This window comes from Zobellia galactanivorans (assembly GCF_000973105.1).
GTDB lineage: Bacteria > Bacteroidota > Bacteroidia > Flavobacteriales > Flavobacteriaceae > Zobellia > Zobellia galactanivorans.
Window position 1 is genome coordinate 884755 of the sequence record NC_015844.1, and the last position, 19471, is coordinate 904225.

The following is a 19471-nucleotide window of genomic DNA, read 5'->3' on the forward strand; positions in this document are numbered from 1 at the left end:
TGTTACAAGTTTAACATTCCTTTAGTACGAGATTTGACCAAAACAAAGCTTTTTTTCTGGTCACCTATCTTAAAATGAACTACATTTTGTTGCTCGTCAAAGAGGTCGGTCAAGATTTCGTTCTCTATTTGCACCGATTTCAAGGTAGCCTTATCGACGTTAGGAACCTCGATATAGAAAATCACCACATCGGCGTCGTACTTCTTACCGATATAGGTATAATCGACATTGTTGCCGTTGACCTCTATTACAAATTTGGCCCTTAGGTATTTTTCTAGATAGGCGTCGGCCAATGGCGATTCTTCCCCGGTTGCCAATTGCGCCTTTAAATCGTAGCGTTCAAGCAGCAATTTGTCTAGGTCATCGATAAAAATACGGGAGGTAATCTGTAAGGCCTTATCCTTTTCGGAATAGTTTACGTTGGTTACGCTTACGTAAAACTTGTGGGCAGCCGTAAAGGCCATTAAAGGAAGCAGTAATAATACGAGCAACTTTTTCAAAGACTTCATAATCTCATTTTCTATCGCAAAAATAGGCAAATGTTATGCCAAAAACCGCATTATTCCAAGCCGTTATTTTTTCTATACCCTGGGGCCTTTGCTTCCATCAGCCCATATACAGAAGCCATGTCGTCGGCCTTCGCACCTTCCTTAAACCCTTTATCGACCATACAGTAGTTCAAAAAATCGTTTATATGGGCTTCGGGAATTTTTAAGGTGCTTACAAAAACGAAGTCGGTAAAGAACAATCGTATCGCCTCAATTTGGTTAAGCTCGTTCTCAAGGGTTTTATACTTTTCCAAATCCTTGGTCCGCCCCGATATATCGTCGGCCAGCCTAACGATCTTTAAATCGAGACGAATATCGGGCGTTAAGGTAAGGGTATCATATCCCGTAACCAGGTTGAGGTATTTGTTCAATCGCAGGGTTTCCCCCACGCCCTTAGGCTTAAGCCTTACCTTTTTGTTCAGCAGTCCCAAGGAGTGCGATGTAATTACCGAAGTGACCGGCACCCGATCTAGGTCCCTCCCCATGTCGCCGGTCAAGTTATACGGGGTTACCACTACCTCTTCCAACTGGGTCAAGACTTCCTGCAGGGGCACTATGAGCAATTTACTTTCCATAACCGATTGGGTAACCACTACTTCCTTCCTTTTAAATTGCACGGCCGAGAAGACCAGGGTATCATTCAGGTGAACTACGATATCAAAAAAACCATCGACCGTTGTTATAGTCGCCTTTTTGCTTGTGGTGTTCAATACGTGGGTGGCGGAAACATCCATGTTCTCGCTGTACACACGGCCTTCCAAGGAAATCGGTTCTTGGGCATATGAAGCATGAGCCACCAAGCTTATGGCACACATAAAAGCTAATTTCAGCCATGGCTTCATATGTTCTTTTTTAATCTATTCCCCAAAAGAAAAAACCACCTCAACCCTAGTGTCAATCTTCCCCTTCTTCGTACGCTTCATAATTTTTACGATAGACCACACTTTTCCGCTTCATAAAAGCCCAAATTTTCAATCGGTCGTGACCATCCACTACTTGCTGAAAATCGGCATCGACCTCACAGAAGTACAGAAAATCATCTATTTTATCTTGGGGGATCTTTAATTCGGTGCTATAGAGCGAATCTACATAAAACGCCCTTACCCTTTCGGTTCTCGAATAGGCTCGATCGCGTTTTACACGTTTCTTGAGCATTTTGGTACGGCCGGTAATTCCGTTTATAATAGGATTCAAGGAAACCGCCCCGCCCGCACCCAGGCCCGATGTGGTTCCGGTCACCGACATGGCCGAAGCCTCCCGGAGCAAACGCTCACTTTGGGTCCATCTTTTGGCATTGGCGTTGGGCAGCCCCAAGGTAGAAGCCGTCACCACCGGATCAATTTCCAGGTTTTTCAGGTCGCTCGCCATATGGCCCGATAAACTGTATGGCGTTACGACTACCTCTTCCAATTCGTTCAGGGCCTCTTCCAGGGGAACCAATAACAACTTGCTTTCAAGAACACTTTCAGAAACCACGATTTCCTTGCGTTTGTACTGTACGGCGGAAAACACCAAGGTATCATTAAGCCTTACCACAATATCAAAAAAGCCGTTGGCATCGGTTATCGTAGCCCTATTGGTCGTCGTATTCAACACATGGGTTCCCGACACATCGTTGTTATCGCTGTACACACGCCCCTCTAAAGTTTCGGAACTCTGGGCCTTTCCCACGGTAGAAACCACTAGCATTACACTTGTAAAAAGAAGTCCTTTTAAAGGTTTCATATCCGAAAGGTTTTAGCCCCACACTATTGAAGCATGACTTTTTACCAGCCAAGCCATTTTACTCTTCTTCCCTATGGTTCCTGCGGTATATTACACTTTTCCGCTTCATAAAGTCCCATATTCGCAATCGGTCATGGGTATCCACAATTTGTTGGAAGGCCGAATCGACCTCACAGAAATACAGAAAATCATCGATTTTATCTTGGGCAATCTTTAGTTCTACGGTATAGAGCGAATCTACATAAAACTCGCGTACACGCTGGGTCCGTTCGTATTTCTCATTGCGTTTAACGCGGGCCTTCAACATCTTCTTGCGCCCGGTAATGGTATTGATCAAGGGATCTAAACTCATATAGGGATTTGCCGTGGCCGCCCGAAGCTCGCGTTCGGCCTTATCCATCGGCACCACAAAGGCATTGGGCAGGCCCAAGGTAGAAGCCGTTACCACGGGTTCGATTTCCAAGGTCTGAAGGTCGCTCGCCATATGTCCCGACAGGCTGTAGGGCGTTACGATTACCTCATCCAATTCGGTCAGGGCCTCTTCTAGGGGAATCATCAGGAACTTGCTTTCCAAAATGCTCATGGAAACCACAATTTCCTTACGCTTGTACTGTACGGCGGAAAACACCAAGGTATCGTTCAATTTAACGGCTATATCAAAAAAACCGTCAATATCGGTAATGGTGGCCTTTTTCGTGGTGGTATTGAGAACATGGGTAGCGGCCACGTCGCCGTCTTTACTGTAAACGCGACCCTCAAGTTCAACGGAAATAAGGTCTTGGGCAGCAAGGCGTGCCAAGACCGTAAAAAAAATAGCAAAAAGAAAACTATTTCTCTTCATTTATTTGTTCTCGATAGGCCTTACTCTTATTGACCAGAAAATCGATCAATTCAAATTCGTTCTTTTTCAAGAGCAGGGCATATTCGGGTTCGTGAGTATCTATATATTGTAAAAAATCGTCAATAGCCGCCTGTGGTAATTTAAGGTCGGCCACAAAAAACTCGTCGTCATACACCTGTCTTAGCACTTCGCTCATCTTCATACGGGGCCGACTCTCGGCGTTGTCGCCTTTCCCCGATTTGGCCAATGCCTTAAAGATGTTGACAAAATTGAGGCCATTTTTCATTCCCCTATCCGCCTGGCTCAAGGCTATATTTTCAACTTCGGTAGAGCGGTCGATATCGTACTCCACTTTTTTAAACTCTTCGTTCTGCAGCTGTATGAATTTTTCTTGGTTTTCGGGACTTACCACCACTTCGTCGAGTTCGGTCACCTTTTCGGTCACTTCCACTACAAGGCGTCCTTTCTTTATGATCTCTTCGGTGACCTTAATCACTTCCATCTGATAGTTGATAGCGGTAAAGGCCAACTCGTCCCCAGCCTTGGCCATAATGGCAAACTGCCCTTTTTCATCTGAAATGACGGCATTCTCGGCCGTAATATTGATAACATTCTCATTAGGGACACTAATACTTCGGTAAAGCACCGTACCTCGCAACAAGGATCGATCATCGTCTTGGGCCGATATGTTTAAAAAGGTAAAAAGTATGAAAACCAGGGTAGGGATATTTTTCATTTGGTTGTTTTAATTGTAAGCGTTCTATAATTGGGTCAAAGTATTGGTCGGTTTAAAAATAGATTCGGGGCAACTTTATTCATAGTACTTTCGTACAATAGTTAAGAACAAGTTCCGTGTCGATTCCTTTTTAAACGAGTTTATAAAGAAAATACATGTTTCGGTCTTAAAAAAACCATGCCCTCTAAACTTTTGTTAATTCGTAATCGCAGCCAAAACCATGTTATCGATGACCTTTTACTACCCATTGTAATCCTTTTAGCCTGACGAACAAGTAGTTTGTCTTGTTAAATTAGATAAATTATTAGATAAGTTTATTTTTGTTGACCCTAATATGCTTAACACCTTAAATCGTAATTGTATGCAAAAGCGCATTTCAATACCCTTATTCTTAATTGGTTTCTTTATCATAGGTTTTGCCCAAGCCCAGGTAAAAATTGGCGATAACCCGCAAACCATAGACCCATCCTCTATTTTAGAGCTAGAAAGTTCGAACAAGGTTCTGGTCATAACTCGGGTAGACGAGTCGCAAATGGCCAGCATTGTACCCAATCGCGGAGCCATGGTCTACAACACCACGGCCGATTGTATTTATTATTACGACGGCACCGCCTGGATCAGCATGTGCGAAGCCGCGGGCGGCCTAATTACCGACCCGGAACTGAACGCCGAAAGTACTATAGCCATTACGCCTACGCCAAACGGGAACACGATAGAGATCGCTCCGAACAGCATCAACAGCGAACAGATCCGTGATGGGGGCATTAATGGAATAGATATTCAAGACGGTTCGATCGGCCAGGGCAAGCTTCAGGACAATTCGGTTACTCAGAACAAACTAGCGGAAAACTCCGTAGGGGCCTTTGCCCTCGATAACGACAACATCAACCTCAGCGATTTTACCAACGACCAAGGTTTTATCACAAGTGCCGATATCGTCAGCGCCAATGCAGGCAACAGCATTACGCCCGATGCCAATGGGGCGGCCTTTTTCGACGCCTCTACCTTGGAAAACAATATTGCCGCCAACACAACGGCCATTGCGGCTGATGGCGATACGAACGCTACGAACGAAATACAAATACTAAATCTAAACACAACCACCAACGAACTCTCCTTATCACGGGGAGGAGGCTCGGTCACCCTACCGACCTCCAGCGGTTCGGACACCAAGATCATAGACGGGACCAACACCACCGTTAGCGGTACTGGGGTGGTAGGGGACGAATACAGGATCAACGTAGCCAACGAAGTTGACGGAAGCATTACCAATGAACTTATCACAAGTGCCGTTCTGAATGCCGCCAATGAATTGGTGATTACGGAACCGGGCAACCTTACCACGGTCGATTTAAGTCCCTTGGCCGGAGGTGGAGACGACGACCAAACGGCTGCCGAAGTACCCTTCACCGCCACAGGCAACACCACCAGTACGAACGTTCAGGATGCCATTGTAGAAATCCAGACCGAGGTTGATGGCCTTAGTGCAGGAGGTGAAGCGAATACGGCCTCTAACGCAGGTATCGGCGGGGTAGGAATAACCTTGACCAAAAGCGGTACAGACCTACCTTTTAAGAGCATAAATGCAGGTGATGCCGGAATTATTTCGGTAACGGACGATGCCGCCAACAATGAAATTGATATCGATATTATACCCGCCACGGCCCCAATCACCTCCGATAAAATGTTGATCACCAACAGCACAAGCAACCAAGTGGAATGGGCCGATATCCCTACCGGAACCACCACGCCTACCCTCGCCGAAGTATTGGCTACGGCCGGGGGCAATAGCGCCGGAAACCTGCAAATCACAAATCTGGGCGACCCAACGGCAGCCCAAGACGCCGCCACCAAAAAATACGTGGACGATAACAATGCCCTGCCCGATGCCCAAATATTCGTGGGCGATGCTGCAGGCGTAAAACAAGCGGTAGCACTGAGCGGCGACGCCACCATCGACAATACCGGGGTGCTTACCATACAAAACGACTCGGTGACCTCGGCCAAGATCAAGGACGGCACCATTACCCTCGACGACCTAAGCGATATGGGGGCGACCTCTAATGGGGAAATCATACAATGGGACACTTCTGCCAATTCAGGTGCGGGCGGTTGGACTATTGCCGATAACTCGGGTGGGCACAATGGTACGGCAAAGGCTATATTTTATGCCGATGACGATGGCACCCCGACCACTGCTGATGACAATGATAACACCAGAGATGATGGAGGGTTTTATTACGACCCGGAAGGGAGAAAAGTTAGCGGATCAGGCTATGGTGCTCTATACATAGGTTTAGATGGAGGCCCACAATCTACCGAGGCAAAAGTACACATTGCTGATAATTTCGCCGGTGTTGCTTATGCCTTGCAATTACAAAACCAAAATGCCAATACTCCCGGAAAAACAACGGGTATATTGTTTTCTACTGAAACTGTTGGCACATTTGGAAAGGGGGCTTTGGTCTATGAAAGACAAGAATCATGGGCTCGAGGAGACTTTCATTTTCTTCAAAACGATACCTTCGGTCCGGGTACCGAAGTAAACCCCACCCTTGCCGACAAGGCCTTTACCATTAAAAATAACAAGGACATTGTTCTATACAACGGTATAGAAATAGCGGGAGATCGGGGTGATGATGGTCAAGTATTAACCTCAACCGGCACTGGTGCCGTAACATGGAAAGATGTTTCAGATGTAGCCCTGCCTACAGGCGGCGCAGCCGACCAATTATTGGTTTACGACGGTACAGATGCCACATGGAGCAACAATACCGCTACAAAAGTAAAATTGGCTACCCCTATAGATATTGATGGGGATACAACACCAGAGGAAGATGTAGAAGCGGCGATCAACAAATTGAACGACCTAACCGTTAAAGGCACTACAGGCTCTATATTTTTTGCCGACACGGATGGTTCTGCCACGGATGAAAATTCAGAATTATATTGGAGTACAGCCGACAAACGCCTAGGCATCGGAACTAACTCCCCTAGTGAAAAACTACATATCAACGGAAACGTAGAAATCAGTAACGGTAACCTTATCGCCCGAAATGGTGCTGGTAGCAATGAGCAGGTATTGACGACCAACGCTTCAGGAGAAACCGTTTGGGCCACACCCGACAATCTAAGTGCCACTGATATCACCTTGACCGAAGACAGAACAATCGAAATGGATGGCAACGATTTCCTTTTCGACACTGACGGCGGCAATGTCGGTATCGGCGACTTACCCGGAGCTCCGCAAGTGCAATTGGATGTTAATGGCGCAATAAGGTCCAGAGGTGGTTTCGAAGCTACTGGTGGTACTGACAACAACCCAGGTTATGGTTTTTTTACAAACGGCGATAGCAACACGGGCATGTTTAGGGCTTCAGAAGACAACTTAGGTTTGTCTACAGCAGGTACAGAAGCCTTACGAGTCGATGCCAGTCAAAACGTAGGTATCGGAACAGCTACTCCTGTCGAAAAGCTTCATGTAGCCGGAAATGTTCAAGTAGATGGTACTGTAAGCACAACTGCTGACATAAGCTCGGGTGGCGACATACTATTGAACGGCAACACTGTTGTCCCCGACTACGTTTTCCAAAAATACTTTTTAGGAAGTTCAGACTTAAAAGAAGACTACCACTTCAATAATTTAAAGGAAATAGAAGCGTTTATAAAAAAGAACCATCACCTGCCCGGTGTTACCTCGGCCGTAAAAGCCCAAGAAGAAGGGCATTGGAACTTGAGCGAATCGAACTTGCAGAACCTCGAAAAAATAGAGGAACTTTTTCTTCATACCATCGAGCAAGAAAAAGAGATCCACAAGCTAAAGGCCGAAAAAGAGGCCATGGCCCAAGAATTGAAATCCATTAAAAACGACCTGGAAGAGATCAAGGCCCTTTTAAAGAAGTAATCAACGGAGTACCATCAGCAGCACATGAAGAAATACCTATACATAGCGGCACTCATTTTGGCATCGGGCGTACAGGCCCAATCGGCCCTGTACAATGCCGGCAACCTGCGTGTTCACGACGGAGGGCGAATAGGCTTTCATACCGACCTGATCAACGACGGTAGTTTTGACGAAAACCTCGGCCTGGTCGGTTTTTATGGCGATAACCTCCGCACCATTAGCGGCAGCCTGCCCGCCACCCTTTACGATGTTGAGTTCGTAACCGGTTCGGGTGCCATATTACAGACCGGCTTGAACGTATTGAACAATGCCAACTTCGTAAGCGGGGATGTCATCACCGATCGGGCACAGACCTTCAATTCCCTTAACTTTTTGAACAATGCCTTTCCTAACGGCCAAAGCGATATCAGTAAGGTAGATGGCTATGCCAGCGTAAGTGGTCAGTCCGATTTTATGTTCCCCGTAGGCGACACCCAACAGTTTCGCCCCTTGCGCTTAATTTCCGAAAGTCCGAATACCCTGGCCCGATGCGCCTATTATTTAGAAGACCCGAACAGCCCGAGCATTATACCGGGTTCGTTCAATACCGATAACAAGGCTGCCGAGATCGGCCGGATCAGCACCGTGGAATTCTGGCATTTAGAAGGCTCGGTGCCTTCTACCGTACAACTGCTTTGGAACGAAAGGAGCAACATCAGCCTTTTGACCAATGACGTTAACGAAGTGGTCATTGTCGGCTATAGCAAGTCGGAAAACCGATGGGTAAGCCTCGGAGGGCCCGTCTCTTCAGGATCCCTTAGCCAAGGTATTGCCGCTACGGGCACGATTGTCCCCGATGACTACGCGGTACTTACCTTTGCGGCCGCAGGCGAGCCCCGTGACTATCTCGACCTCGAAAATTACTTCGTCTCCCCCAATGGTGACGGAATCAACGATTTTCTCGAGATTCCCGAATTGGCGTTATCGCCCAACAACTTTATGCAGATCTTTAACCGGGAAGGACTCAAGGTTTTTGAAAAAAGAAATTACACCAATGAATTCAACGGACACTCTACACAGAACAACTTTGTGGTATCGCGCGATAAGGGACTTCCCTCGGGCGTATACTTTTACATCGTTACCCTAGACGATCTAGATCTTGAATTTCAAGGATTTTTGTATTTGGCGAACGACTGATAAAAAAAGGGGCTTAAAGGCCCCTTTTTTATGCACCCTATTTTGCCGCACCACATAAAGCCCGGACATAGTGATACCCCTGGAACGTGCCTTTTCTTTTTTTGTAGGATGTTGAACCTACCTCCCCTATTTCACTTTTGCCCTACTACTGTTTCCATGCCCCAACGAGCGGCACAAATCGGCCTTAAAGCCATAGGAATCATTCCGATAGCGGGAAGCCTTAGGTTTTTTTCTTATTTACCACCGTCATTTTACACGATAATTGCTAGTTCAAACGTTATGAATTCGGTCGCGATCTATTCTTGGCATCAAATTTGGGTATCTTTGTCTAGATTGCGAACACGATTAAAACAAAATGGTAGTATGGAACGACGAGCATTCATAAAAAAGAGTGGGGTTGCAGGCCTGGCATTGGCCGCACTGCCCAATTTGGCATTCTCAAAAGATTTTGAGTACAGCATTTTAGAACTGATGGGCAAGACCGATATCAAACTCTACGGTAAGGGCATCAATTTAAGAAAAGAGGCACATGACGCCTTTGTTGAAATGAAAAAAGCCGCTTACGGCGATGGCATAGATTTAAAAGTTGTCTCCAGCTACCGCAGTTTTGAACGTCAACGTTCTATCTGGGAACGCAAATTCCTAAAATACACCGACGACGGCAACATGGCCCCGCTAAAGGCCATTGACAAGATCATAGAATACTCCACCATACCCGGCACAAGCCGACACCATTGGGGTACCGACATCGACATTGTTGACGGTAATCGCAAGGTAGAGGGCGATATGCTGGTACCTTCGAAATTCGGGGAAGGCGAACCCTATGCCGATTTCAAGAAATGGATGGATGAAAATGCCAAGGACTTCGATTTTCACTTGGTCTATACCGACACCCCCGGCCGTAGAGGCTTTAAATACGAGCCATGGCACTATAGCTATGCCCCATTATCGGTTCCTATGTTGACCGAGTTCAGAAGAAAGAACATCATGCAATTGCTAAAAAACGAAGATTTCTACGGTACCGAACATTTTACCGAAGGCTTCTTGACCAACTACATACAAGATAATATCCTGGATATCAATACCGAACTTCTTTAGGTCTTTTGTATATTGAGGTACAAAAGAACACTAAACCATGCGAAGAGGAAGTTGGAAAATTAGGATATTCATCGGCTTGGCCATTGTGGCGTTTGCCTTTATCAAGCGTTGGAGCAGCAAAGAGGAAAACCCCTATACCGGAAGGGTACAGACCATTAACATGAGTACCGAGCAAGAGATTGCCATCGGCCTGAACAGTGCCCCTGAAATTGCCCAACAATACGGAGGGCTATACCCCGATGAGAAGCTACAATCTTACGTAGACCAAATAGGGCATAAACTCGTACAGAACAGCATTGCCCGGGAAACTCCTTATAAATACGACTTTCACTTATTGGCCGACGACCAAACGATCAATGCCTTTGCATTGCCCGGCGGTCCGGTCTTTATCACCTATGCCCTGTTCAAACAACTGAACGAGGCCCAGCTCGCCGGGGTTTTAGGCCACGAGATAGGCCATGTGATCGGCCGACATTCGGCAGAACGCATTGCCGAGGGCGAATTTTGGCAAACCCTATCGACTGGAGCTTCCGTCGGTGGCGATATGGGCGGATTGGTCGGTGGAATCGGCCAAAACACCTTGCTTAAAAACGGTCGTGGCGATGAACTTGAAAGTGATGACCTGGGCGTTCTCTTTATGATAAAATCGGGCTATCGCCCCGAAGAAATGATCAAGGTAATGGAAATCTTAAAAGCGGCGGCCGGCCCGAACCGGACCCCTGAATTCCAAAGCACCCATCCCGACCCTGAAAACCGGATCGAGAAAATACAGGAATCCATAGAAAAATACCGAAATCAGTAAGGCCCGACCCACTTCATACGGCTTCCCCACAAAATCCTATCCATTGTTCCCCAAGAGGTTACGATTTATTTTATAAATTCCGTGAAGAGTTGTTAAATTCGATGAACTGCAAAGTCACCGCCGTTTAATTGGCTATCTTTACACCTCCCAAAGACTACCATTGCCAGAGCACTGATTTAACCCTTATAGCTTTACAATAACCAATGCCCCTAGACAAGGCATTAAAAGAGAAACTATATGGGAACACTATTGCACTTTAAAAATTTGTACGTCCAAGCATTCGAAAATTGCAAGCCTGAAATCGTTGTATTTCTTTTAAAGGCCTATTCGGTGTTTTGTGGATTAATGTTGTTTATGGCCGTTTACGCGTTTATGCATAGGGCCTTACACGGATTTGAATTCTGATCCGTATCGTTTTACCGCTCTTTTACGAGTCACTATATGAAAAGAAACCCGGCCATAGCAATATGGTCGGGTTTTAGTTTTCATAGCAATCGGGCCAATTCAAGCTTTTAGCTTCCCATGGCCGAATCAATGACCCTTAGGACATCGACCGCATTGGATAGCTCTGCGTATTTTTTTATGGAATACCCCTTATCGCTCTTGATCTTTAGGCTTGCCCCATTTGCGATCAACAATTCTAGGATTTCCGCCCTGTTATAGCGTGCGGCAAAAATGGCCGGTGTCATTCCCAAAGACTTTTGGTTGACGTCTTCGCCCAGTTCTATCAATTTTTTTACGGTGTCAAAATCGCCCTGCATAATTGCCTTGCAGAAAGAATTTACTTCTAAAGTCCGGTACATTTCAAATGCCGGTGCATTGTTCGTAGTAGTGTTGTCATTGGCCATTAAGGCTGTAGATCCGACCAAACAGGCCATAGCGAAAGTGAATACTGTTTTTTTCATGATGAGTGATTTTAATTGATGAATTTTTATTGATTGTACTAGATAGACTTGATTTTCGCCATCTTGTTACAAGATTTGGGGCATAATAACAGAATTTTAACAATTGGGCTTCCTACAACCTCTTATCTGAAGCGCGGGCCATCGGCCCTTTACATCCATTTTTCAAGTGTCTCGCCTTTGGTAGCGCTGTAATGCCGTCCTTCCCCAGAAATTTAAAAAATACTATTTCGAACAGTAAAATGTGGTATCTCTAACAATGTTGAAATCACCGTAAAAAAGCCCCGTCATAATTGGTATTTCCTCATAGATCACAGTACTTTTGAAAATCTAATTTTCAGAACCCATGAACAAGAAAGTAATACTTATGATTCTTGACGGTTGGGGCAAATCGCCCGACCCCAAGGTCTCCGCAATAGACAATGCCAATACTCCCTTAGTCGACTCCCTTTACAAAAACTACCCGAACGCCAACCTTCTTACCGATGGTATGAACGTAGGTTTGCCCGAGGGTCAAATGGGAAACAGCGAAGTGGGCCATATGAACCTTGGTGCCGGACGTATCGTATACCAAGATTTGGCAAAGATCAACTTGGCCGTAAAAGAGAACACCTTGAAAGACGAAAAGGTCTTACAAGATGCCTTTACCTATGCCAAGGCGAACGACAAACCCGTACACTTTTTAGGCTTGTTGAGTAATGGCGGGGTACACAGCCACATCAACCACATCAAAGGACTTATTGAGGCCGGTAACGCCAGTGGCGTAAAAAATATGTTCGTTCACGCCTTTACCGATGGTAGGGACGTAGACCCCAAAAGCGGAAAAGGTTTCTTGACGGACCTGAGCGATTTCTGTAGCGATAAAAACACCAAACTGGCTTCCGTAATCGGAAGGTATTTTGCCATGGACCGGGACAAACGATGGGAGCGCGTAAAGAAAGCCTATGACCTTATGGTAAATGCCGAAGGTGATAAAACCGCCGACATTGCCGCAAAAATGCAGGAGAACTATGACAAGGGCGTAACCGATGAGTTTATCGAACCCATTGTAATGACCGACAGTAAGGGAAGCCCCGTTGCCAAAATCTCAAATGACGATGTGGTCATCTTCTTCAATTTCAGGACCGACCGTGGACGCGAGCTTACCGAAGTCTTGAGCCAGAACGATATGCATGAGCAGAACATGCACAAACTCAACCTGTATTACGTAACCCTTACCAATTACGACGATTCGTACACCGGGGTTCACGTGGTTTACGACAAAGACAATATCAAGGACACCTTGGGCGAAGTCTTGGAAAAGGCGAATAAAAAGCAAATTCGTATTGCCGAGACCGAAAAGTATCCGCACGTTACCTTTTTCTTCAATGGTGGCCGTGAAAAGCCCTTCAATGGCGAGCAACGTTTGCTATGTCCTTCCCCAAAGGTAGCCACCTACGACTTACAGCCGGAAATGAGCGCCTATGACATTAGGGACGCCATCATTCCCGAATTGAAAAAAGGAGAGGTCGATTTTGTCTGCCTAAACTTTGCCAACCCTGATATGGTAGGCCATACGGGGGTTATGTCTGCTGCTATCAAAGCGTGTGAAGTGGTCGATGAATGTGCCAAGGACGTAGTGACCGCAGGACTGGAAAACGGCTATACTTCCATAGTCATTGCCGACCACGGTAACTGTGACACCATGGTAAATCCTGACGGTAGTCCGAATACCGCACATACCACCAACCCCGTACCATTGATCTTGGTCGACAAGGAAATCAAAGAGATCAAAGACGGTGTTCTGGGTGATATCGCCCCTACCATTTTAAAACTGATGGGCGTTCCCCAACCCGAATTAATGACAAGAAAGGCTCTTGTTTAGTCAATAACATCAAATATTTTTACCTTTGCCACTATGATCAAATTAAAAACACCCGAGGAAATAGAACTAATGCGTGAAAGCGCCTTGGTGGTATCAAGAACTTTGGGCATGCTGGCATCGGAGATAAAACCAGGTGTCACCGCCCTATATCTTGATAAATTAGCAGAAGATTTTATCAGGGAGCAGGGCGCTGAACCAGGTTTCTTGGGCATGTACGATTTTCCGAATACGTTGAACATGAGTCCGAACGCCCAAGTGGTGCACGGCATACCCAACGCAGAACCTTTGAAAGAAGGCGATATTATTTCGGTAGATTGTGGTGCCCTTAAAAACGGTTACTACGGCGATCACGCCTATACCTTTCCCGTTGGTGAAATAGCGGAAGAGACCAAAAAACTACTCAAGGTCACCAAAGAATCATTGTATTTGGGCATTGCCCAATTCAAGGCGGGAAACCGCGTTGGCGATGTGGCCTATGCCATTCAGAACTATTGCGAGAGTCACGGTTATGGCGTAGTTCGCGAATTGGTAGGCCATGGTCTGGGCAAGAAATTACACGAAGGCCCCGAAATGCCGAACTACGGTAAACGCGGTCGTGGAAAACAGTTCAAGGAAGGTCTTGTTGTTGCCATAGAGCCTATGATCAACATGGGAACACGGCGCATCAAGCAACTCAAGGACGGTTGGACGATCTTAACGGCCGACGGTCAGCCCAGTGCCCACTTTGAACACAATGTGGCCATCGTTAACGGCAAACCCGAGCTTCTCTCTACCTATCAGTATATTTATGAAGCCCTAGGTATCGAAAGCGACGAAGAAGATCAGTTCCATCAGAAAAAATTGGTTCTTTAAGCAAGAGCGGATATAGGTAACCCGAACAAACCCGTTCCATACGTGTCCAAAATTTTCAAGTTCATTCTAAATGCCGTTCCTAGGCCGCTGCTTATCAAGTTAAGCTACCTAGTGCGACCGCTTTTAGGTCTTTGGATGCGCGGCAATCGCTATGAAGACCCTATTGACGGCAAAAGGTTCAAGCGCTTTTTACCCTACGGTTACGAAAGCCCCAGGGAAAATGTGCTTGCCCCTTACACCTTGTCTTTGGAAAGGCACCGTTTGTTATGGCTTTACCTAAAACATCGATCGAACTTCTTTACCGAAAACCTAAAGGTGCTCCATTTTGCCCCGGAACAGGCGTTTTACAAGCGCTTTAGAAAACTGAAAAACCTAGATTACACTACTACCGACCTTTTTTCGCCCCTAGCCGATGTAAAGGCCGATATCTGTAACCTACCTTTTGAAGACAACAGCTTTGATGTGATTTTGTGCAACCATGTGCTCGAACATATACCGGACGACACCAAGGCCATGCAGGAGCTCTATCGCGTCTTGAAAAAGGGAGGTTGGGGCATCTTACAGATTCCGCAAGACTTGGAACGCGAGACCACCTTTGAAGATGATAGCATCACCGACAAAAAGGAACGCACCAAGATATTCGGGCAGTACGACCACGTTCGCATTTACGGTCGCGATTATTTCGACAAGTTAAGAAGCATAGGTTTTATCGTCGAGGAAGTAGACTATACCGCCACCCTTTCGCCCGAAGACATAGACAGGTACCGATTGGCCAAGGGTGAAATCATTCCCCTGGTAAAAAAACCGGCCTAAGATTTCGTCAGCAAGGCCTCAAAACCCGGGGTCATAAACTCGTGGGTTTCCCCCTTCTCATCAAAAAAGATAATATAGGCCTCCAGCTCGCGCCTAACCGTCAAAAGCTTCAACACCTCATCTAAGTCCATTGCCATAAAGGAAGTAGCATAGGCATCGGCTTTTGCGCAATTATCGGCAAGTACGGTAGCGGCCAAGGTATTGGAGTTTTTGGTAAACCCCGTAACGGGGTCGATCGTATGCACATATTTTACCCCGCTGACCGGGTCTTCCCTAAAATGCCGGTAGTTTCCCGATGAGGCCAAGGCCTTATCCTGAAGTTGGATGGTAGCCTTCAATTTTCGATCGTCTTCAATGGTAGGATCTTCTATTCCCACGACCCAAGGCTTCCCTTTGATCTGGTTTTGACCTTTGGCCACGAGCTCCCCACCTACTTCCAACAAGTAGTTTTCAACATCGTGCATCTCCATCAGCTTCGCCAAGCGATCAATGGAATACCCTTTGGCAATGGCATTAAAATCGAAATAGATATCGGGTTCGGTCTTTTGAACGGTAAAGCGCTCGGTAAGCTTTACTTTATTGAAACCCACATAACGCAGAAGGCTATCTACGCGGGCGCTATCCATCTCCATTTGTTTTCCCGGGCCAAAGCCCCAAGCGTTTACCAAAATCCCCACAGTGGGATCAAAATGGCCTTTCGTATGGGTGTACACTTCTTGTGACAAATTAAAAACCTCCCTGAACATATGATCCACTACCAAGGTAGAATCGCCCTTATTGATCCTCGAAATATCGGAGGTCGGAATATAGGTCGACAAGGAATGGTTGATCGCATCAAAGACCGAATCGATTTGCTTTTGCAAGTCGAGCTTTTCAGGCGACAGATATATAAGGTTATACGAGGTACCCAAGGCCGCACCCGATGCTTCGTTTCGGACCATACCACCCGGACCACCACATGAAATCAACTGCAATCCGACAAGAAACACTATCAATCTATTCATCTTCAATCTCAATTAAACCTCTATAATCAACAATATAGGCCTCGTTCAAATATACCGGTAAATCTTGGTTCTCGGCATTTGACAGTCCCACCCCCGCATAATAGGTTCGCGCTTCATGCTTATTGGCATGATCCTTCATTTTAGCCATTAAGGCCTCGTCATAAACCGTAGGGTCTTTCGGGTGCGGTACATAGCGTACCACGATAAAATGCAATACCTTATCCTTTAGGCAAACAAATTGGGGATTCTTTTTAGGTTCGCTGTTCACGCCCATAAAATCGTAGCCTTCAGCCTCAAGCTCCCGCCCCACAATGTTCATGGCCAGGTTATGCAGTTCTCGGTCCGTTAACGGTTTCCCCATAACACTAAAAAAATTAGATCAAAAAAAACCGATGTTAGTACATCGGTTTTTATTCAATTTAAAAAGCTTGTACGATATAACATACTAAAACTCCTTTGTTGGTACGTATATGATTATCCACCAAAATCATCAAAGCGGATATGCTCATCGGGAATACCAAAGTCTTCACCCATTTTCTGTACCGCCTTGTTCATCAATGGAGGTCCACAGAAATAAAGTTCTATATCTTCAGGTGATTCGTGATGGTTCAAATAGTGCTCGATCACACAGTTGTGGATAAAGCCTACGAAGCCGTCACCCGGTGCATCAATATTTTCCTTAACCTTCCAGTTATCTTCCTCCATAGGCTCAGAAAGTGCCATATAGAATTTGAAATTTGGAAACTCTTGCTCTAATTTCTTAAAGTGGTCAATGTAGAAAAGTTCCCTTTTAGAACGACCACCGTACCAATACGTTACTTTTCTGTTGGTCTTAAGGGTTTTGAACAAATGGTACAAATGCGAACGCATTGGCGCCATACCTGCCCCACCACCAACATATAACATCTCAGCATCGGACTCGTTGATAAAGAATTCACCGTAAGGTCCTGAGATAACTACATCGTCACCAGGTTTCAAGGAGAATATATAAGATGAAGCCACCCCTGGGTTAACATCCATCCACCCGTTCTTGGCACGATCCCATGGTGGAGTCGCAATACGAACGTTCAACATGATCTCTCTTCCTTCCGCAGGGTAAGAAGCCATCGAGTAGGCTCGCTCTACGGTTTCAGGGTTTTTCATTACCAAAGGCCAAAGGTTGAACTTGTCCCACTCCGCTTGAAACTTATCGGGTGTTTCATGTTCTTCCGGGTGGGCGGTAATATCGATATCGGAATACTTGATCTCACATTCCGGAATCTCGATTTGGATATATCCCCCAGCCTTGTATCCCATATCTTCGGGGATCTCAACAACGAATTCCTTGATAAAGGAGGCTACGTTATAGTTACGAACCACTTTGGCAGGCCATTTTTTGATACCGAACACCTCTTCGGGTATGGTAATCTCCATGTCTTGTTTTACTTTCACCTGACAGGCCAAACGAGCTCCCGCATTCAATTCCCTTTTAGAAAAGTGGGGTGTTTCTGTAGGCAAGGCCTCACCTCCACCGGAAAGCACATGGCACTCGCACTGAATACAGGTTCCACCGCCACCACAAGCCGACGGCAAGAAAATTTTCTGGTTACCGAGTGTAGAAAGCAATGAACTTCCCGAGCCCACCTCTATCTTCTTCTCCCCGTTGATCGTAATGGTAACGGGACCCGAAGGCGATAGTTTTTCCTTGGTGAACAATAAGAGGGCCACCAAAATCATTAAGAGTATCAAAAATGCGACTACTGTAATAAGAATAGTTCCGCCGGTACTTGCTGCTAATAGCATATCTAATTATTTATTGCGTCGTTATAAGAAATTTCCTTTTCCTCGATATCTTTCTTTTCAAGCTCTTTCTTCTCGATTTCCGATACCTTGTCGTTAACCACTTGTTGTTCTTCCTTAACAGGGGCAGCGTCGTCACCACCTGTCAACATACCTCCAAAACTTTGGAAACCGATACCCATCAAACCTGTTATAATAAAGGTTATACCCAGACCTCTTAACGGGGCCGGTACATTGGAGTATCTGATCTTTTCGCGAATAGCGGCAATGGCCAAGATGGCCAAGAACCATCCGATACCAGAGCTAACACCGTAATTGAAAGCCAAGCCCAAGGTTTGGATATCCCTTGACTGCATAAAAAGCGAGCCCCCCAATATCGCACAGTTTACTGCGATCAAAGGCAAGAAAATACCCAAGGAGTTATAAAGTGAAGGTGAAAATTTCTCCACTACGATCTCTACCAATTGTACCATAGTAGCAATGGTGGCAATGAATAGGATGAAGGAAAGGAAGCTCAAGTTGTAATCGGCGTATTCAGGTCCTAACCACACCAACGCACCATCCCTTAAAAGATACTGATCCAACAACCAGTTCAAGGGAACGGTAACGGCCAGTACAAAAATTACGGCAGCTCCCAAACCTACGGCGGTAGCTACTTTTTTAGATACTGCCAAGTAAGAACACATCCCCAAGAATACGGCGAACACCATATTATCTATAAAGATGGACTTAAAAAATAATTCAATATGCTCTAACATAATTCTATCTTTTTACCTTAATTAATGATCTTCGACCAAGGCCGGATTTCTTGAACGCTGTACCCAAATGATAATACCTACAACGATCAAAGCCGCCGGTGGAATAATCATAAATCCGTTGTTCTCGTAACCTATGGAATACAAGCCCGTCTTTTCGATCGGATTTCCTAAGACAGGATAACCGAATAAAGTTCCTGATCCCAAAAGCTCCCTAAAGAAGCCTACGATGACCAAGATAACGCCATAACCCAAGGCATTACCGATACCATCCAAGAACGACCTCCACGGACCGTTACCCAAGGCAAAAGCCTCGAAGCGTCCCATAATAATACAGTTGGTAATGATCAGACCAACAAATACCGAAAGCGTTTTACTCAACTCATAGGCAAAGGCCTTCAAGACCTGATCCACGATAATTACCAAAGTAGCTACCACGATCAACTGAACGATAATCCTAATTTTGGAAGGAATGATGTTTCGCATCAAGGAAATCACCACGTTACCCAAAGCCAAAACGAAAAGTACCGAGACCGCCATTACTACGGAAGCTTTCAACTCTGCCGTAATCGCCAGCGCAGAACATATACCCAATACCTGAATGGTAATAGGGTTGTTATCGGCTAACGGGTCTGTTATTAGACTTGCATCTTTTTTTGTTAATAGTGCCAT

The 19471-nt window shown here is 45.7% G+C and carries 19 protein-coding genes; 8 read left to right on the forward strand and 11 right to left on the reverse strand.

Going from position 1 to position 19471, the window contains the following annotated elements; genetic code table 11:
* Positions 1-2: 2 nt before the first annotated feature.
* From ZOBGAL_RS03415 to ZOBGAL_RS03435, 5 genes are read right to left on the reverse strand one after another with little or no spacing between them, the layout of a single operon-like run.
* Positions 3-509, reverse strand: a complete 507-nt coding sequence (locus ZOBGAL_RS03415) for a DUF6702 family protein (RefSeq protein ID WP_013992106.1) — start codon at positions 507-509, stop codon at positions 3-5.
* 50 nt (positions 510-559) lie between these two features.
* Complete coding sequence (locus ZOBGAL_RS03420; RefSeq protein ID WP_013992107.1) at positions 560-1390, reverse strand: peptidase associated/transthyretin-like domain-containing protein; 831 nt, start codon at positions 1388-1390, stop codon at positions 560-562.
* A 52-nt stretch (positions 1391-1442) separates the two neighbouring features.
* The gene (locus ZOBGAL_RS03425; RefSeq protein WP_013992108.1) at positions 1443-2273 is read right to left on the reverse strand and encodes a carboxypeptidase-like regulatory domain-containing protein; all 831 of its coding nucleotides are present in this window, start codon (positions 2271-2273) and stop codon (positions 1443-1445) included.
* 58 nt (positions 2274-2331) lie between these two features.
* Positions 2332-3114 carry a carboxypeptidase-like regulatory domain-containing protein gene (locus ZOBGAL_RS03430; protein ID WP_013992109.1) on the reverse strand — a complete coding sequence of 261 codons (783 nt, stop codon included), beginning with the start codon at positions 3112-3114 and terminating at the stop codon, positions 2332-2334.
* Positions 3101-3850: a hypothetical protein gene (locus ZOBGAL_RS03435; protein ID WP_013992110.1), complete on the reverse strand. Its 750-nt coding sequence runs from the start codon at positions 3848-3850 to the stop codon at positions 3101-3103. The genes ZOBGAL_RS03430 and ZOBGAL_RS03435 overlap by 14 nt, the downstream gene beginning before the upstream one ends.
* 361 nt (positions 3851-4211) lie before the next feature.
* On the opposite strand from ZOBGAL_RS03435, the gene ZOBGAL_RS22560 reads away from it, so the two are divergent.
* The 5 genes from ZOBGAL_RS22560 (at position 4212) to ZOBGAL_RS23970 (ending at position 11235) form a co-directional block, all read left to right on the forward strand.
* A complete protein-coding gene (locus ZOBGAL_RS22560; RefSeq protein WP_013992111.1) occupies positions 4212-7754 on the forward strand; it encodes a vacuolar protein sorting family 37 protein in 3543 nt (1180 codons plus the stop codon).
* Between the two features lie 24 nt (positions 7755-7778).
* On the forward strand, positions 7779-8930 hold the full coding sequence (locus ZOBGAL_RS03445) for a gliding motility-associated C-terminal domain-containing protein (RefSeq protein WP_013992112.1): 1152 nt from the start codon (positions 7779-7781) through the stop codon (positions 8928-8930).
* 363 nt (positions 8931-9293) lie between these two features.
* Positions 9294-10028 (forward strand): M15 family metallopeptidase, encoded by a 735-nt coding sequence (locus ZOBGAL_RS03450; RefSeq protein ID WP_013992113.1) that lies wholly within the window; start codon positions 9294-9296, stop codon positions 10026-10028.
* Positions 10029-10065: 37 nt separating this feature from the next.
* Positions 10066-10830, forward strand: coding sequence for a M48 family metalloprotease (locus ZOBGAL_RS03455; RefSeq protein ID WP_013992114.1), 765 nt, complete (start codon positions 10066-10068; stop codon positions 10828-10830).
* Between the two features lie 237 nt (positions 10831-11067).
* Positions 11068-11235 carry a DUF6747 family protein gene (locus tag ZOBGAL_RS23970; RefSeq protein ID WP_316932901.1) on the forward strand — a complete coding sequence of 56 codons (168 nt, stop codon included), beginning with the start codon at positions 11068-11070 and terminating at the stop codon, positions 11233-11235.
* A gap of 107 nt (positions 11236-11342) precedes the next feature.
* Here the strand turns inward: ZOBGAL_RS23970 and ZOBGAL_RS03460 are convergent, their stop codons facing one another.
* Positions 11343-11735 carry an ankyrin repeat domain-containing protein gene (locus tag ZOBGAL_RS03460; protein WP_013992115.1) on the reverse strand — a complete coding sequence of 131 codons (393 nt, stop codon included), beginning with the start codon at positions 11733-11735 and terminating at the stop codon, positions 11343-11345.
* Positions 11736-12078: 343 nt separating this feature from the next.
* Between ZOBGAL_RS03460 and gpmI the strand changes: the two genes are divergently transcribed.
* Genes gpmI through ZOBGAL_RS03475 form a run of 3 tightly spaced genes read left to right on the forward strand, consistent with a single transcriptional unit; the run spans position 12079 to position 15261 of the window.
* The gene (gene gpmI, locus ZOBGAL_RS03465) at positions 12079-13596 is read left to right on the forward strand and encodes a 2,3-bisphosphoglycerate-independent phosphoglycerate mutase (RefSeq protein WP_013992116.1); all 1518 of its coding nucleotides are present in this window, start codon (positions 12079-12081) and stop codon (positions 13594-13596) included.
* Between the two features lie 33 nt (positions 13597-13629).
* On the forward strand, positions 13630-14448 hold the full coding sequence (gene map / locus ZOBGAL_RS03470) for a type I methionyl aminopeptidase (protein ID WP_013992117.1): 819 nt from the start codon (positions 13630-13632) through the stop codon (positions 14446-14448).
* A gap of 42 nt (positions 14449-14490) precedes the next feature.
* On the forward strand, positions 14491-15261 hold the full coding sequence (locus ZOBGAL_RS03475) for a class I SAM-dependent methyltransferase (protein ID WP_013992118.1): 771 nt from the start codon (positions 14491-14493) through the stop codon (positions 15259-15261).
* Here the strand turns inward: ZOBGAL_RS03475 and ZOBGAL_RS03480 are convergent.
* From ZOBGAL_RS03480 to ZOBGAL_RS03500, 5 genes are all read right to left on the reverse strand, one after another.
* A complete protein-coding gene (locus ZOBGAL_RS03480) occupies positions 15258-16265 on the reverse strand; it encodes an FAD:protein FMN transferase (protein WP_046287316.1) in 1008 nt (335 codons plus the stop codon). The genes ZOBGAL_RS03475 and ZOBGAL_RS03480 overlap by 4 nt on opposite strands.
* Positions 16258-16626, reverse strand: coding sequence for a hypothetical protein (locus ZOBGAL_RS03485; protein WP_013992120.1), 369 nt, complete (start codon positions 16624-16626; stop codon positions 16258-16260). The genes ZOBGAL_RS03480 and ZOBGAL_RS03485 overlap by 8 nt, the downstream gene beginning before the upstream one ends.
* A 113-nt stretch (positions 16627-16739) precedes the next feature.
* Positions 16740-18047: an NADH:ubiquinone reductase (Na(+)-transporting) subunit F gene (gene nqrF / locus ZOBGAL_RS03490; protein ID WP_013992121.1), complete on the reverse strand. Its 1308-nt coding sequence runs from the start codon at positions 18045-18047 to the stop codon at positions 16740-16742.
* Positions 18048-18049: 2 nt separating this feature from the next.
* Positions 18050-18802: an NADH:ubiquinone reductase (Na(+)-transporting) subunit E gene (nqrE, locus tag ZOBGAL_RS03495; protein WP_013992122.1), complete on the reverse strand. Its 753-nt coding sequence runs from the start codon at positions 18800-18802 to the stop codon at positions 18050-18052.
* A gap of 21 nt (positions 18803-18823) precedes the next feature.
* Positions 18824-19471 carry an NADH:ubiquinone reductase (Na(+)-transporting) subunit D gene (locus tag ZOBGAL_RS03500; protein ID WP_013992123.1) on the reverse strand — a complete coding sequence of 216 codons (648 nt, stop codon included), beginning with the start codon at positions 19469-19471 and terminating at the stop codon, positions 18824-18826.